Below are 15,249 nucleotides of genomic sequence, written 5' to 3'. Positions count from 1 at the left end.
ACTGCGGCGGCAGCACCATGTTTTCATTCCGTAGGAGAATTACCCGTGCAAACGATTCAGCAACCTGAAAAATACCACGGCTTGCAGCCCCAGGAACTCGTCCAGATGTACCGCACGATGTATCTCTCACGTCGCATTGACGACAAAGAGATTCAACTCAAAGGTCAAAACAAAATCTATTTTCAGATCAGCGGTGCCGGGCATGAGGCGATTTTGGTCGCAGCAGGAAAGGTTTTGAAACCAGCCTATGACTGGTTTTATGCCTATTACCGTGACCGTGCCCTGTGTTTACAACTGGGGATGACAGCATTGGAAATGCTGCAGGCCGCAGTTGGTGCCGAAGCCGATCCAAATTCCGGTGGTCGTCAAATGCCTTCACATTGGGGGCATAAGGACCTCAACATTGTCTCGAAATCAAGCTGCACCGGCACTCAGTTTCTGCAAGCGGTTGGGTGCGCTGAAGCCAGCTTCCGACACTCAGAGTTGAAATATACTGATCTGCCGTTTAAGACCAGTTTTCAAGCCGATGAAGTGGTGTATTGCTCATCTGGCGATGGAACCACCAGCGAAGGTGAATTTTTTGAAGCGCTCAATACGGCCTGCAACCTGAAACTTCCGGTTGTGTTTGTCATCGAAGACAACGGCTATGCGATTTCAGTTCCGATTGAAGTTCAAACCGCTGGCGGCAGCATCTCCAAGCTGGTGCGCGGCTTTCCGAATTTGCTGATTTTGGAAGTTGATGGAACGGACCCGCTGGCGAGTTATTCTGTGATGCGCGAAGCCGTGGACTATGCCCGTGCCCGACGTGGACCCGCGCTGGTGCATGCCCAGGTCATCCGCCCCTATTCACATTCCCTCTCAGACGATGAAAAACTCTATCGCCTGCCCGGTGAACGCGAATCAGAATCCAAACGCGATCCAATCAAAACCTTTGCTGATTTTCTGATCGCCGAAAACATTTTGACCGCCGACGGTCTGGCGGCCCTCAAAGCCGAAGTCGAAAAAGAATTGACTGAAGCCACCGACGCGGCCCTGGCCTCTCCGCAACCAGCCCCCGAAACGGCAACCCGGTACGTTTTTTCACCTGACGTAGACCCAACCTCAGCCGATTTTGACAGCCCGGCCACCTTTGACGCCGACAAACCATTGACCGTGGTTGACCTGCTCAATGCCTGTATGCACGACGAAATGACACGCGATCCACGGATTGTGGTCTTTGGCGAAGATGTGGCCGATGCCAGCCGTGAAGAAGTCCTCACGGAAGTCAAAGGCAAAGGCGGCGTGTTTAAAGTCACCCACAACCTGCAGCGAAAATTCGGTGGAACTCGCGTCTATAACTCGCCACTGGCCGAAGCCAACATTGTTGGTCGGGCCATCGGGCTGGCGACTCGCGGCTTCAAACCCGTGGTTGAAATCCAGTTTATGGATTACATCTGGCCAGCCTTTATGCAACTGCGAAATGAACTGGCCCTGATGCGCTGGCGGTCAAACAATGCGTTTGCGGCACCCGTGGTGGTTCGAGTCCCAACCGGCGGCTACCTCAAAGGCGGTGCGATTTATCACAGCCAGTGTGCCGAAGCCCTCTTTACCCACACACCGGGCTTTCGGGTTGTTTTCCCAAGCAACGCCGAGGATGCCAATGGGCTGCTCCGAACAGCCATCCGGTGCGAAGACCCGGTGATTTTCCTTGAGCACAAACACCTCTATCGCCAGGCATATAATAAAGGACGGAACCCCGGTTCAAATTATATGATCCCCTTTGGGAAGGCCAACCTGGTTCGGCCCGGCGATGACCTGACCATCGTGACCTATGGCGCGCTGGTGCAACAATCTGTCGTGGCTGCCAAACAGGCTGAAAAAGAAGGCATTTCCGTCGAAGTGATTGACCTGCGAACACTGGTTCCCTATGACTGGGAAGCCATTGCCACCTCAGTCAAGAAAACCAACCGCGTCATTGTCGCCCACGAAGAACCGCTTTCATGGGGCTATGGTGCCGAACTGGCTGCCCGGATAGGTACCGAGTTGTTTGAGTACCTCGATGCCCCGGTGCAACGTATCGGCGGCCTCGATACCTTTGTGGCCTATGCGCCACAAGTTGAAGATTACATCCTGCCGCAAATCCCCGACGTGCTGGCCAGGATCAAAGAACTGGCCGAGTACTAACTGACAAGGTGACAAGGTGACAGGGTGACAAAGTGACAACTGACAGAATGACAAATCTGCTTATTGTCACCCTGTCAGTTGTCACCCTGTCATCTTGTCACTCTGTCAGTTGTCATCTTGTCACCCTGTCATCTTGTCACCCTGTCAGTCCTTATGTTTCTTCCAACCGAAGCCTTTGCACTCCAACTGGATCAGGCTGATCCGCTTGCCCATTTCCGAAACCAGTTTCACCAGCCGGAACCCAGTTCAACTGGCGAACCGCTGATTTATTTCTGTGGAAATTCACTTGGATTGCAGCCCAGGGGAGTCCGTGAATCAGTTCTGCGGGAAATTGACGATTGGGCACGACTGGCGGTCCACGGACACTTTAAAGAGCACAATCCGTGGGTTTCGTACGAACAGGCCCTGCTTGGACCAATGGCCGAACTGGTCGGTGCCCAGCCCGAAGAAGTTGTGATTATGAATGGCCTGACCGTCAACCTGCATTTGTTGATGGTCTCGTTTTTTCGTCCAACGGCAACTCGCCATCAGATTCTGCTCGAAGCCAACGCTTTCCCATCGGACCAGTATGCCCTCCAGAGCCAGATTCGGTTTCATGGATTTGACCCGGAATCGGCATTCCTCGAAGCCCATCCCCGTCCAGGTGAAGACACGCTCCGCACGGAAGATATCGTCGCATTGATCGAAGAACATGGTCAGAAAATTGCGCTCGTGATGTTTGCCGGCGTGAACTACCTGACGGGCCAGGTCTTTGATATGGCGGCCATCACCGAGGCAGCTCATCAACAGGGCTGTGTGGTGGGGATTGATCTGGCCCATGCGGTCGGAAATGTACCGCTTCGGCTGCATGACTGGGACGTTGATTTTGCGGTGTGGTGTTCGTACAAATACCTGAATTCAGGCCCTGGTGCCGTGGCCGGGTGTTTTGTCCACCAGCGTCATCGAAACGCCCCGGAACTGCCACGCTTTACCGGGTGGTGGGGCACCAAACCCCAGATTCGCTTTGAAATGCGACCCACCTTTGACTTACAACCTGGTGCTGCGGGCTGGCAGTTGAGTAATCTGCCAATTCTGTCAATGGCGGCCCTCAAAGCCTCGCTTGATGTCTTTCACGAAGCGGGAATCCTGGCACTTCGGGAAAAATCCGAAAAATTGACCAGTTATCTGCTCTACTTGCTTGATCAAAACCAGACTGGCACAGCATCCGTCATAACTCCCCGTGAACTTAAAGACCGTGGGTGTCAGATTTCAATCCGGGTTTTTGATCAAGCACGCGCTGTATTTCAGAGCCTGGAAGAAGTCGGGGTGATTGGCGATTTCCGCGAACCAAACGTCATCCGGGTCGCGCCAGTACCGCTGTACAATACCTTTCATGAAGTCTGGCGCTTTGCCCAAATCTGGCAAGGGCTCATCTAATACCAGTTTGGGGTCAGGGGTCAAGGAAATCTAAGTTCTTCAAGGGCTTAGCTTTCCCATAATACGAGGTATTCACTCCAAAATGGTATAAAACCTGGCAGGTTTAAAGGTGTTGTTCAGACAACGGCAAGGTCAATGCAACCTCAAACCCATCAGGGAGGTTTGCCGCCTGCACGGTGCCTCCGTGAGCGTTTACTGCTCGTTCAGTAATCGCCAGACCGAGTCCGATGCCGCCGGTTTTACGGTCACGGTCATCGCCAACCCGGGTAAAGGGCTGAAAAATTCGGTTCAGTTCCGCTTCCGGCACGCCAGGGCCGAAATCGCGCACCGTAATTCGCGCCAGTTGATTGCCACCGCTTGAAAAAGTTTCCAGTGAAACTTTGACCTCAGATTGCTCTGGCGTGTAGGAAATCGCGTTGCGGAGCACATTTTCGATTGCCCGCCGAACCAGTTCGTACGAACCAGTCAACCGGCATGAATTGACAGCCTCCACAGAAACTCCACGGTTGATGGCCTGCGCTTCAAAATCCACATCCGCCGCCACGTCCTGAACCAGCCGCCCAAGATCAAAAGTTTCAGCATCAGCCAACAAGGAATGGCTTTCCAGTTTCGTGAGCGTCAGAAGTTGCCCAATCAGTTCATTGAGTCGCTCGGTTTCGTGTTCGATTCGGTCGAGCGCGGCTTTTGCGTCTGGCCCTGACCGACGGCGGGCCAAACCGAGCGCGACATACAGGCGAGCCAGCGGAGAGCGCAGTTCGTGTGAAATATCACTTAGCAACCGTCGTTGTGAATTGACCAGTCCTTCAATGCGTTCAGCCATCCCATCGAAATCATGTGCCAGTTGGCCGATTTCATCCCGTCGCCGCCCAATTGCTGAACTAATCCGGACAGTCAATTCACCATTGGCAAATTGTTGCGTCGCAACCCGTAATTTCTCAATCGGATGGGCCAGATAGCGAGCCAGTCCATAACAAACCAGGCTCCCGGTCAACACCACCGCAAAAATGCGGACTGACAGAACCTCTGGATTTCCGAGCCATGGATTGAATGGGGGACGCGGAATTTCTTCAATGTAGACAAATAAGGTCCCTTTGGAATCAAAAATTGGGGTCGCCACCAGCATCACAGTTTCAAGTGATTCAACTTGAACTCGTCGCTGAGTTTTCACTTGCTGAGCCAGGCCGGATTTTTCAGGACTATCCGCCCCAATCCCACTGACCAGAACCCCTTCCCGGTCATAAAAATATCCGCGTAAGCCTGAAACTTTATTGACTCGCTCTAAAAAACCAGTCAGGCCAGCCGCCCCAGACCGCTCATAGGTTTCGACGGCACTCAATGCCTGAACCGAAATCATTCGCCCAAACGAAGTTCGAAACCGACGGTCAGAGGAATCAACCGTCATCGTGGCGAGAATCAATGCCGCAACCATCAGCGCCATTGCCAGCCAGAACCAGAGAAAAATTTTGAGAAAAAGGCTTTGCATAATTCAGGGTTCAGGGTTCAGGGTTTTAGTACTACAACGAGGTTTGGTATTGAAGCCTGGTTTTGAGCCCAGGAACTGGGCGGAAGGCATATAGCCCAGGGTGCAACCCCTGGGCTACGAGCCATCACCCGCTTCGCAGGTTAAAACCAAAACCTCGCTGTAGTAAGTACCTTGTCATACGTTTCCTGAGATATTGGGCTTGGTAAGTGTTTGATTCTTTTCGTGTCGTTCGTGTGTTTCGTGGTTAAAATGTCTGGAAATTTTCGGTAAGGTACTTATTAGGAAAAAAACAAAAATGACATAAGAGCCCGAAAAGGACAAAAAGGATCAAACTTCAAAGACCCGGAACCCGGAACCCAGATTCACGCCTCATCACTGTCAAAGGTGTAGATATACCCAACGCCCCGAATGGATTTAATCCGCTCTTGCCCGCCAGATCGTGTCCCGAGCTTTTTGCGCAGGTTGCTGATGTGCATATCAATGCTGCGATCAAAAGGATGAAATGAGCGACCCAACGCGGTTTCGCATAAATGTTCGCGAGAGACGACATTGCCAGCCGCTCTGAGCAACGCATCGAGTAAATCAAATTCAACCGTGGTCAGTTCGATCAATTTTCCACCGCGTCGGACAGTTCGCGACCGGGGATCGAGTTCGACATCATTGACCTGGATTTTTTCTGTCGGTGAAACCAAACCAGTTGGGGTTGGTTCCGGGCGGGTACGGCGTAGGATGGCGCGCATTCGAGCCAGTAACTCACGTGGATTAAATGGCTTGGACAGATAGTCATCCGCACCGATTTCGAGGCCGACAATTCGATCCACATCTTCCCCACGGGCGGTCAACATCAAGACAGGTACTTTTGAGCGTGCCCGAATCTGGCGAAGGACGTCAAAACCGTTCAATTCAGGCAACATCACATCCAGGACAACCAGTGAATAGGTTCCCGCCAAAGCTCGCTCAACCCCAAGTCGTCCAGTGTGGACTTTTTCAATTAAAAATCCTTCAGGCTCAAGGTATTCTTCCATGAGCTGGCACAGTTCAATGTCATCGTCAATGAGTAAAATTGAGTCCATAGGTTTGCAGGGCTGAGGTTTTTTGGAAATCAAAGCTGTGACAAGTCACAGCACTCCAAATACTTTTTTTGACTATACTCGACCGGTTCCATTTTTTCTGTAAAGAAAGGTCAGCGTCTTCATGACAAATCCTGACGCACCGTTGACATACCTAGACCGCACATCTGACCAAACTGGCGTATCTTCCAATACACAGTGAATGGCTCTGGCAATCACAGATCTTATCCCGCAGGAGAACCGACCATGAAAAAACAATTTCTTTTCCTTTTTGGCAGTGTTGCCGTTTTGGGTGCTGTTTTGTTGAGCACTTTCCTTCCTCAAACCTTTGCATTCGGCCAGCACCCAGAACGACGAGGGATGAAGGACCGCCGGGCTCAATTTGCTCAGGAATTGAATTTAACCGACGCCCAAAAATCAGAGATGAAAACCTTGATGGCGCGCGAACATCAGGCCGTCAAGCCCATCTTTCAACAACTTTCCCAATTCCAGGATCAAATTCGCGACGTCAATGCCGATGGTCAGTTTCACGAAGCTGAAGTCCGGGCCCTGGCTGAACAGCAAGCGAAACTGATGACCAGCCTGCAATTGCGCCACACCGAGACTCGCAGTCAAATGCAGAAGATTTTGACGGCTGAACAGCTTGAGAAAGCTGAAAGCCTTCGACCGAATTTTGATCGAGGTTTTGGCCCAATGCCCTTTATGGGCGCCCATCATCGTGAAGAGCGAATGGCCAGAGTGTTGGGTCTGACCCCAGAACAAGAAGCCAAAATCCAAACCAATCTTGAAGCTGACCGCCCAGTCGTTTCGAATTTAGTGCAACAACTGCATACCCAAAACCAGCAACTGAAAACCCTGACTGCCACCGGCACCGCCGACCAAACTCAGATCAATGCCCTGCTTGATCAACAGACTCAGACCATGACCGACCTGATTGTGCAACGTGAACGAACCCGGCTCAAAAATGATGCGATTTTAACCCCGGAACAACGTGCCACGGCTGAAGCGCTCCATGATCGGATGAAAATGATGATGGGCGAACGGTTTGGTCGTCACAGCGCGGAATAACTTTGATCTGGGACTCTCAGTTGGGACAGGCTGTTTTGTGAACTCACCAGGCCGAATCCAAAACAGCGTCCGGAGCCGGTCCGCCGGCTCCCCCTTCTCTCGTTTCTATAGCTCTTTCCTTCCAGTTACTTCGCTACACACATCTCTCCCGCTGTCCGACGGCAGCGGGATTTTTTCACAAGTTGATAGCACCTACGGCTCAAAAAACAATTCCTTCAGGCGACTGAATCAAAATACTGGCACATTCCCCGCCATCTCATCCCAAATGTAAAGGAATTCCTTATGGCCAAAAAACACCTGACTAACCGTTTTTCAAGCCGGCGTGATTTGCTTCGGCTTTTTGGAGCCACCGGAGTGGCCATGCTCGCCGGGTGGGAAACCTTGCCTCCTGGATTCTGGTCCAGTTCCAAATCCCTCCCAACTGTCAAAGCGGATGCTCTGTCCTGTGTGGTCAGGCCAGAACAAACCGAAGGTCCCTATTTTGTTGATGAAATGCTCAACCGCTCTGATATTCGAATGGATCCCACCAATAACACCGTGAAGGATGGAACGCCGCTCCGGTTAAGAATCAATGTCACCCGAACAACCGCAGGAAGTTGTGTTCCGCTGCCAGGTGCTCTGGTTGATATCTGGCACTGTGATGCGCTGGGGGTTTATTCCGACGTGCGGGATACTGGCGAAGGATTTAATACCGTAGGCCAGAAATTCCTGCGCGGGTATCAGGTCACCGATGCCAACGGTGCGGTTGAATTCATTACCATTTATCCGGGCTGGTACACGGGGCGCACGGTTCACATCCATTTTAAAATCCGACTCTTTAACGGCTCCAGCGTTACCCACGAATTCACGTCACAACTCTATTTTGACGATACCGTCACTGATCTGGTGCATTCCCAGTCTCCCTATAGTTCAAAAGGGACGCGAAACACCCGCAATACCCAGGATGGCATTTATCGCAATAACGGAGACCAGTTGCTGCTTCCAGTTACCCTGGATGAGCAAGGGTATCTGGCCACTTTTGACATTGCCCTCGAAGGAATTTCAACCTCTGAATCACCAGCTATTTCCAGTGCCGTCATCAACGGCAAGCAATTGATCGTGACTGGGAGCAATTTTGACAGCGGGGCTTCCCTGCTGGTCAATGGCGTTTCCCAAAAGAAAACCACCAACGACACCACCAATCCCACCAGTATCTTGATTGCCAAAAAAGCTGGCAAAAAAATTGCCTCCGGGCAAACCGTTACCTTACAGGTCAGAAATCCAGGTGGGTTGATTTCGAGTGAGTTCCAGTTTACCCGCCCCTGACCCTGTGGAATGAAGAAACCATCTAGTGGTTAGTGGTTAGTGGTTAGTGGCTAGTCCCTGGTTCATTGTGCCTGGTGCTTCTTCGAAAGCATTGATTTCTAACCACTAATCACTAATCACTAACCACTAACCACTAACCACTAACCACTAACCACTAACCACTAACCACTAACCACTAACCACTAACCACTAACCACTAACCACATTCTTCTTCAAGCCCGCCACCAGTCGCTCAACGTCATCACCACCCGAAATCCCAGATAACTATTTTTCAGATCCGGAAGCCGGCCATATCGGTAGGCGGAGCGGCAGTCATGGGCGCTGTGATTCCACGAACCGCCTCGTACCACCCGATACCGCTGGTCGTCAGTGTGACGGCGGGCGCTTCCATCGGTCGGAGCGTCCACATAGGTCGGATGCCAGACGTCCAGGCACCATTCCATGACATTTCCGTGCATGTCATACACGCCAAAGGCATTCGGGATATGCAAACTGCCAACGGGGGTTGGTTTCCGACGATTTTCACCTTTCGGCGCCTGACCATAGGGGTATTCCCCATTGTAGTTCACAATCTCAGCCGTGAGGGTTTCCCCGAAAGCAAAGGGCGAAACCGTCCCTGCCCGGCAGGCATATTCCCATTCGGCTTCGGTCGGCAGGCGATAGCTCCGGTGGGTCTTTTTGGCCAGACGGGCACAAAACTCCATCGCATCATCCCAGGTAATTTGTTCGACTGGAAACATGGGGCCTGAAAATTTCGATGGCGCCGGTACTAAATCTCGCTCAACTTTTGGCCAGGTTGAGACTTCGCGCCATTGCGCCTGGGTGATTGGAAATTTACTGATAAAGAAGGTTGGCATCACCACTTTATGAACGGGCTGCTCAGCTTCCGACAGAGTGTCACCCATCTCAAAACTACCGGATGGAATTTCAATCATCTCCAGAAAATCACCACTGACCAGCGGTTCATCAAAAATTTCAGCCTGACGTTTGGTTTGAAAGACGACCTGTCCAAACGTGTTGAGCGTCACAACCTCAAACGAAACCGTTCGCAGCGGCAGCATCATCCCTTCGCGTGCGGCAATGTGAATTGGATTTGTGGCCAGCGGGTCATGCCCAGAGGGTACTTCTTGGGTGACAGATGGCAGCAGAAAATCTTCAGTCAGCGCCGGCCCTGGATTCATTTCAATGGTTTCAGCCGGTTCAACCACTACATCTTCCGCCGGATCCGTCACCGGGTCCAAATCTTCTTTGGTCAGAGGAGATGCCAGCGGGGAGGTAAACGGATCCAACGTCTCCGTCCCAGGGTTGGTCAAACTGGTCGGGCTTTCCTGGGTCAGGGGAGAAATGCTCCACGGGGATGGCGCCCCCATCACATCCGGCATGGCGTTGGTTGATTGGGTTTGAAGTAATGGAAACGACAGCTCTTTTAAGTGAATGCCTGAGGTTATCAACGCCTCCTCAAACTCCTGGGCAAGCTGCAAGGCTGATTGCTGGCGCTGGTTTGGATTTTTACTGAGTGCTTTTAAGACCACCGCTTCGACGGCTTCAGGAACATCGGGCCGAATCTCGCGAATTCGGCGCGGAAGTTCGCTCAGGTGCTTGACCATGATGGTTTGATAGCCATAGCGCAACAGCGAAAACGGCACGTCTCCGGTGAGCAGTTCATAGAGCACCACGCCCAGGGTGTAGATGTCAGCGCGAAAATCCATGTCACGGTCTTCACAATGTTCGGGAGACATATACTCCGGCGAGCCCATCAATTCGCCGGTCATGGTCAACCGCATATCCCTCCCCACATAGGCAATGCCAAAGTCGAGCACTTTGACTGACCGGGCAATCTCCGGAGTATCCACCAGAAAAATGTTATCCGGCTTTAAATCCCGGTGAATGATCCCTTTAGCGTGGGCGCAATCAAGCACATTGCACACCTGTCTGAGGACGAGATGGATTTCTTCCCAGGTCAGAAAATGCCCTTCATAGAGCCGTTCCTTCAGGTTTTTTCCAACCAGGTGTTCCATCACAATGTACATCACGCCGCATTCTTTCGATTCGACGATGTCCACGACATTGATCACATTTGGGTGATTGATCTGGGTTGAGACCTGGGCTTCACGCCAGAATCGCTGAACCGAAGATTCGTCTGAAAGTAAATCGAGGTTGAGGATTTTCACGGCCCAGGTTGTTCCAAGACGGATATGCGTGGCACGATAGATTTCGCCCATGCCGCCTTCACCGATTTTTTCCTCCAGCCGGTATTTCCCATCCAGGATCATTTGTGGTGTCAGGTATTTCCCATGCTCAGGGCATACCATCTCGTCATCGCGAAACACTCGTTTACAGTCGGGACATTGCTTCATTGTGCTGGGGCGCTCCGAAACCGAAATTAAGTAGGGTATGCTATATTCTTTCGCTTCACTTCGACTGTCAAACAGGAGTTTTTTTCCATGCCTTCTTTTACTGTGGTTGGTTCGGGGTTAGCCGGGTGCCTGATGGCGGTTTATCTGGCTCAACGCGGCTATAAAGTGACGCTTTTTGAACGCAACGACGATATGCGAGATCGCCCCGTCCCCCGAGGACGGTCAATCAATCTCGCGCTTTCCCGACGTGGAATCAATGCTTTGCAGGAAGTGGGCATTGGTGACAAGTTGATGGAGCTGGCGATTCCGATGCGGGGACGAATGATTCATTCCCCGACGGGTCAACTGACTTTCCAGCCCTATGGGAAAAACGACCAGGAAGTGATCTATTCGATTTCACGCAATGCACTCAATGTTGCCCTGATCAATTTGGCGGAAACTTACCCAAACGTCGAGGTATTCTTTAACCATAGATGCGTCGGGGCCGATCTCAATCGCACGACCATCACACTCGAAGACCAGCTCACCAAAGAAGTTAAAACCGTTTCAGCCGAAATGGTTGTCGGCACGGATGGCGCCTATTCGGCCATTCGCGATACCATGCAGGTTCGGACCGAGCGCTTTGACTATAGCCAGCAGTTTTTGAGTCACGGCTACAAAGAACTCACCATCCCGGCACTTCCCGATGGAGCTCATGCCCTTGATAAAAATGCACTTCACATCTGGCCGCGCCACGATTTCATGATGATTGCGCTGCCAAACCTGGATGGAACATTTACCTGCACGCTCTTTTTTCCACACCAGGGGCCAATGAGCTTTGAATCGCTGAAAACCCCAGAGGACGTGCGGCGCTTTTTCACGCTCCATTTCCCGGATGCCGTGCCACTGATGCCGACACTGGTCGAAGACTTTTTCCACAACCCGACGGGTGCCATGGTCACGGTTCGGTGTGCCCCGTGGCATTACCGGGGACGCTTTGTGCTGGCCGGGGACGCGGCCCACGCGGTGGTTCCATTTTACGGTCAAGGGATGAACGCCTCGTTTGAAGATTGCTCAGTGTTGAATGCCTGTATGGATATGCACGGCGAAGACTGGCCCGCCGTTTTTGAAGCCTATCAGTCACGGCGTAAACGAAACACCGATGTCCTCTCAGAACTGGCGATTGCCAACTATCTGGAAATGCGGGACAAGGTGGCTTCTCCCTGGTTTTTGATGAAAAAGAAACTCGACAACTTCCTGGCCACCTTGTTGCCGGGCGTGTACCTCCCGCTCTACACCATGGTTTCCTTCACCTTGATTCCCTATGCCGATGCGGTGGAACGGGCCCAAAAACAGGATCGAATTTTGTTGATGGCGGGGATTGGAATACTCTTGCTGCCACTTTTGCTCGCCGGTTGGTGGGTTTTGGGGAACCTGGGCTGAAAAAAGCAGGGCTTAGGGCTTGGGGCTGAAGAAAACGGGCTGAAGACCATCAGGGGTAACAACAATCATTTTGAGAGGAACGAAGATGGTGGATGATTCCGATTTCACGGAACCGACTGAGCGTGATGATTACGACAGCCCATGGAAAGAAGCTTTGGACGAATATTTCAAAGACTTCCTGGAGTTGTTGTTTCCGATTGTCCATGATGCCATTGATTGGAGTGTGCCACCCCAATCGCGCGACAAGGAATTTCAGAAAATCACGGCGACGGCAAAGTTCGGGCGACAACTGGCTGATAAACTCAAGGAAGTTCGGACACTCGATGGTGGAACCGAATGGGTTTTGGTCCATACAGAAGTCCAGGGCTGGCGGGAAAGTAAGTTCCCAGAGCGTCTCTTTCGATATGGGGCGCGCATCTATGATGAATATGGAAAACAAGTGGTGAGTCTGGTTGTCTTGGGTGATCAAACCAAAGACTGGCGACCAAATTCTTTCGGCTGGTCACGGTGGGGATATGACATGTCGGTCCGATTTCCCACCGTCAAGCTGATGGATTTGTCGGTTGAAGCGCTTGAAGCAAGCCAAAATCGATTTGCTCCAATTGTTTTGGCTCACATCAAGACGATGGAAACCAAAAATGAACCGCAAACACGTGGCGAATGGAAATTTCGCATCGTCCGTTCGCTGTACGAACGTGGATTTGAAGCCGCCGATATCCGAAAACTCTTTCGTCTAATTGATTGGTTTATGGAGCTTCCACCTGAACTGGAGCGAAGGTTCCAGGATGAATTACAAACTTACGAGGATGAAAATCATATGCCATATGTAACCAGTATTGAGCGAATGGCTTTGGCCAAAGGCAAACTCGAAGGCAAACTCGAAGGCAAACTCGAAGGCAAACTCGAAGGCAAACTCGAAGGCAAACTCGAAGGCATCATCAAAATGCTATTGATTACTCTGGAGACTCGATTCGGGCAAATTTCGACTTCTTTAAAAGAGCGCATCCAGGGAATTTTGAACGAATCACACCTGGTTGAGCTGCAGCACAAAGCATTGACATCGAGAGACTTAATCATATTTATTCAGGAACTTGATGCAGTGGTTCCTCTGAAAAAAGAAGATTCTCACTGAGTCTCTGATGACTGGCCTTTCGGAACAAATACCTTTCAAGAAACACGTTTGAAATCTTCAGCCCGTTTTCTTCAGCCCGGCTTTATTGTCTTTCCTGTTTTTGAATTCGGACCTTGTCTTCAAAGGTCTGAGTGGGAGATTCCGTCACGCTTGATGGGGGGTTATTCATAAAATGGTTGGTATCATAGGCCGGAGGCGGGAGTTCAGCCGTTCGGCGGGCTGGGGTTTCAGCAGTGACGGCAGCCGTTGATTCGGCTTCATCTTCATCAGCGGACTCAGCTTCTCCATATGCTATGGCGATGGTGAGTAGCGTGCCGGCCCCTTTTCCAAAGATGCCAAAAGCTGGAATCAGCAACCACAAGCCCCAGGTTTGGCGAGAGAAATACATCATGATGGCCAGCAGAAAAAAACCGACGCCTAAAAAAAGCTGACCAAAACTGGCTGTCATTCGCTTTTGGTCAACTTCAGAGAGCGGAACGGATTTTTTCTTTTTCTTTGTTCTCTGACCGGTGATGGCCTGTGAGATCTGACCCAGATTCGTACCGCACGTCCGGCAGAATTTGACCTGTTCATTGTTTTGCGAACCGCATTGAGGGCAGTACATAGCAAAATGTTCCTTTGATTGCCTGGGGTTGGGGAAATAACAGTTCGCGCTATACTACCGACTCAGCTTTGAAATTCCAATCTCTTCGAGGTACCCCGAGGATTCCGGGATTTCAATTTTATATCTCTTTCGTCCTTTTTGTCTTTTAAACCCTAAACCCTGGAACCAATGACATTTCCGGTTTACATCCACCTGTTTGGACTCACGATTCACCCACATTTGTTTTTTGAATTGATTGCCTATTCAGTTGGCTTTCATCTGTACCGGCATTTGCGCAAGGGCAACCAGACCGCGTTTGTGCCACTTGAACAAATCATGGTGATTTTAGTCGGGTGTATTTTCGGCGCACTGTTTGGGGCTAAAATCTTGAACTGGCTCGAAGCTTTGCCCTACTACCTCGAACACACGCGAACCAACCCCATGGTCTGGCTGGAGGGAAAAACGATTGTCGGCGGGTTTATCGGAGGCTGGATGGGGGTCGAACTGGCGAAAAAGCTGGTTGGTGTTACCTATTCGACAGGTGATGTCTATGTCTTTCCGATGATTGTCGGAACCTGCATCGGTCGGGTTGGATGTTTTCTGACTGGAAAAGATGATGTGACGTATGGTGTGCCCACGACCCTTCCCTGGGGCGTTGATTTTGGATTCGAAGACCACCTGCCGCGTCACCCGACGCAAATCTATGAAATACTCTTTCTGATCCTGTTTGGGATGTTCCTCCGCTGGCATACCCAGAAACCACACTTTAACGGGTATTTGTTCCGGCTATTTATGTTCGGCTACTTTGCATTTCGATTTGGAATTGAGTTTATCAAGCCACGACCTTATCCATATTTTGGGTTGAGCGCGATTCAGTGGGCGGCGCTTGGTGCGGCAGTGTTTTGCTGGTTCACACTCAAATTTGGGCTTCAACAGACAACTCCCCCAGCCAATCAAGCTGAAATTTAACCTCTCAAGATTGAATGGATTTTATGGGATTAGATTGGAAAGAAAAGTATGAACGAGAAGCAATTCTCTATGTGATTTCGCTCTTTCTCTGGCAGATAACTGTATTTGTTTTAAAGCAGTTCAAGATTGAATTGGGTTGGATTGGAAGTCTTTCAGTTTTAGGGATTGTGATTTGTATGTGTTACCTTCTCAACCTCATTTTTATCCCTGACGAAAATGAAACAAAGTAAAATCAACACTTTGAAGACTATGCCACCAATGCGAACTGAGGGCTAAAGAAG

General features: G+C 50.9%; 12 protein-coding genes. 8 read left to right on the top strand and 4 right to left on the bottom strand.

Translation table 11 applies throughout. The annotated features are described in order from the left end of the window. Positions 1–105: 105 nt before the first annotated feature. The gene (locus HY774_13400; GenBank protein MBI4749479.1) at positions 106–2,163 is read left to right on the top strand and encodes a dehydrogenase E1 component subunit alpha/beta; all 2,058 of its coding nucleotides are present in this window, start codon (positions 106–108) and stop codon (positions 2,161–2,163) included. A 153-nt stretch (positions 2,164–2,316) separates the two neighbouring features. After that, entirely contained in the window at positions 2,317–3,579 is a 1,263-nt protein-coding gene (gene kynU, locus HY774_13395; protein MBI4749478.1) for a kynureninase, read from the top strand. A gap of 103 nt (positions 3,580–3,682) precedes the next feature. Here the strand turns inward: kynU and HY774_13390 are convergent, their stop codons facing one another. Together HY774_13390 and HY774_13385 are read right to left on the bottom strand one after the other, a co-directional pair. Then, on the bottom strand, positions 3,683–5,062 hold the full coding sequence (locus HY774_13390; GenBank protein ID MBI4749477.1) for a HAMP domain-containing protein: 1,380 nt from the start codon (positions 5,060–5,062) through the stop codon (positions 3,683–3,685). Between the two features lie 362 nt (positions 5,063–5,424). Then, on the bottom strand, positions 5,425–6,135 hold the full coding sequence (locus HY774_13385; GenBank protein ID MBI4749476.1) for a response regulator transcription factor: 711 nt from the start codon (positions 6,133–6,135) through the stop codon (positions 5,425–5,427). A gap of 243 nt (positions 6,136–6,378) precedes the next feature. Here HY774_13385 and HY774_13380 point away from each other — a divergent pair, with 243 nt between their 5' ends. Further along, entirely contained in the window at positions 6,379–7,200 is an 822-nt protein-coding gene (locus tag HY774_13380) for a Spy/CpxP family protein refolding chaperone (protein ID MBI4749475.1), read from the top strand. A 282-nt stretch (positions 7,201–7,482) separates the two neighbouring features. Beyond that, on the top strand, positions 7,483–8,505 hold the full coding sequence (locus HY774_13375; GenBank protein ID MBI4749474.1) for an intradiol ring-cleavage dioxygenase: 1,023 nt from the start codon (positions 7,483–7,485) through the stop codon (positions 8,503–8,505). A gap of 212 nt (positions 8,506–8,717) precedes the next feature. Here HY774_13375 and HY774_13370 read toward each other — a convergent pair whose 3' ends face one another. Continuing rightward, on the bottom strand, positions 8,718–10,862 hold the full coding sequence (locus HY774_13370; protein ID MBI4749473.1) for an SUMF1/EgtB/PvdO family nonheme iron enzyme: 2,145 nt from the start codon (positions 10,860–10,862) through the stop codon (positions 8,718–8,720). Between the two features lie 87 nt (positions 10,863–10,949). On the opposite strand from HY774_13370, the gene HY774_13365 reads away from it, so the two are divergent. Both HY774_13365 and HY774_13360 read left to right on the top strand, forming a co-directional pair. Continuing rightward, positions 10,950–12,284, top strand: coding sequence for an FAD-dependent monooxygenase (locus tag HY774_13365; GenBank protein MBI4749472.1), 1,335 nt, complete (start codon positions 10,950–10,952; stop codon positions 12,282–12,284). An 85-nt stretch (positions 12,285–12,369) separates the two neighbouring features. Beyond that, positions 12,370–13,416, top strand: coding sequence for a hypothetical protein (locus tag HY774_13360; GenBank protein ID MBI4749471.1), 1,047 nt, complete (start codon positions 12,370–12,372; stop codon positions 13,414–13,416). A gap of 82 nt (positions 13,417–13,498) precedes the next feature. On the opposite strand, the gene HY774_13355 is transcribed toward HY774_13360, so the two are convergent. Then, positions 13,499–14,020: a zinc-ribbon domain-containing protein gene (locus tag HY774_13355; GenBank protein MBI4749470.1), complete on the bottom strand. Its 522-nt coding sequence runs from the start codon at positions 14,018–14,020 to the stop codon at positions 13,499–13,501. A gap of 168 nt (positions 14,021–14,188) precedes the next feature. On the opposite strand from HY774_13355, the gene HY774_13350 reads away from it, so the two are divergent. After that, positions 14,189–14,968 carry a prolipoprotein diacylglyceryl transferase gene (locus HY774_13350; GenBank protein MBI4749469.1) on the top strand — a complete coding sequence of 260 codons (780 nt, stop codon included), beginning with the start codon at positions 14,189–14,191 and terminating at the stop codon, positions 14,966–14,968. Positions 14,969–14,991: 23 nt separating this feature from the next. Then, positions 14,992–15,198: a hypothetical protein gene (locus HY774_13345; protein ID MBI4749468.1), complete on the top strand. Its 207-nt coding sequence runs from the start codon at positions 14,992–14,994 to the stop codon at positions 15,196–15,198. Positions 15,199–15,249 lie beyond the last annotated feature (51 nt).

This window comes from Acidobacteriota bacterium, from assembly GCA_016208495.1.
GTDB lineage: Bacteria > Acidobacteriota > Blastocatellia > Chloracidobacteriales > Chloracidobacteriaceae > JACQXX01.
This window is presented reverse-complemented; position numbering and strand designations above follow the sequence as displayed.

Bases quoted from the DNA above. Each gene is read 5' to 3' on its own strand.
- HY774_13400 (MBI4749479.1), top strand. From the start codon at position 106: ATGTACCGCACGATGTATCTCTCACGTCGCATTGACGACAAAGAGATT.
- kynU (MBI4749478.1), top strand. From the start codon at position 2,317: ATGTTTCTTCCAACCGAAGCCTTTGCACTCCAACTGGATCAGGCTGAT.
- HY774_13390 (MBI4749477.1), bottom strand. From the start codon at position 5,062: ATGCAAAGCCTTTTTCTCAAAATTTTTCTCTGGTTCTGGCTGGCAATG.
- HY774_13385 (MBI4749476.1), bottom strand. From the start codon at position 6,135: ATGGACTCAATTTTACTCATTGACGATGACATTGAACTGTGCCAGCTC.
- HY774_13380 (MBI4749475.1), top strand. From the start codon at position 6,379: ATGAAAAAACAATTTCTTTTCCTTTTTGGCAGTGTTGCCGTTTTGGGT.
- HY774_13375 (MBI4749474.1), top strand. From the start codon at position 7,483: ATGGCCAAAAAACACCTGACTAACCGTTTTTCAAGCCGGCGTGATTTG.
- HY774_13370 (MBI4749473.1), bottom strand. From the start codon at position 10,862: ATGAAGCAATGTCCCGACTGTAAACGAGTGTTTCGCGATGACGAGATG.
- HY774_13365 (MBI4749472.1), top strand. From the start codon at position 10,950: ATGCCTTCTTTTACTGTGGTTGGTTCGGGGTTAGCCGGGTGCCTGATG.
- HY774_13360 (MBI4749471.1), top strand. From the start codon at position 12,370: ATGGTGGATGATTCCGATTTCACGGAACCGACTGAGCGTGATGATTAC.
- HY774_13355 (MBI4749470.1), bottom strand. From the start codon at position 14,020: ATGTACTGCCCTCAATGCGGTTCGCAAAACAATGAACAGGTCAAATTC.
- HY774_13350 (MBI4749469.1), top strand. From the start codon at position 14,189: ATGACATTTCCGGTTTACATCCACCTGTTTGGACTCACGATTCACCCA.
- HY774_13345 (MBI4749468.1), top strand. From the start codon at position 14,992: ATGGGATTAGATTGGAAAGAAAAGTATGAACGAGAAGCAATTCTCTAT.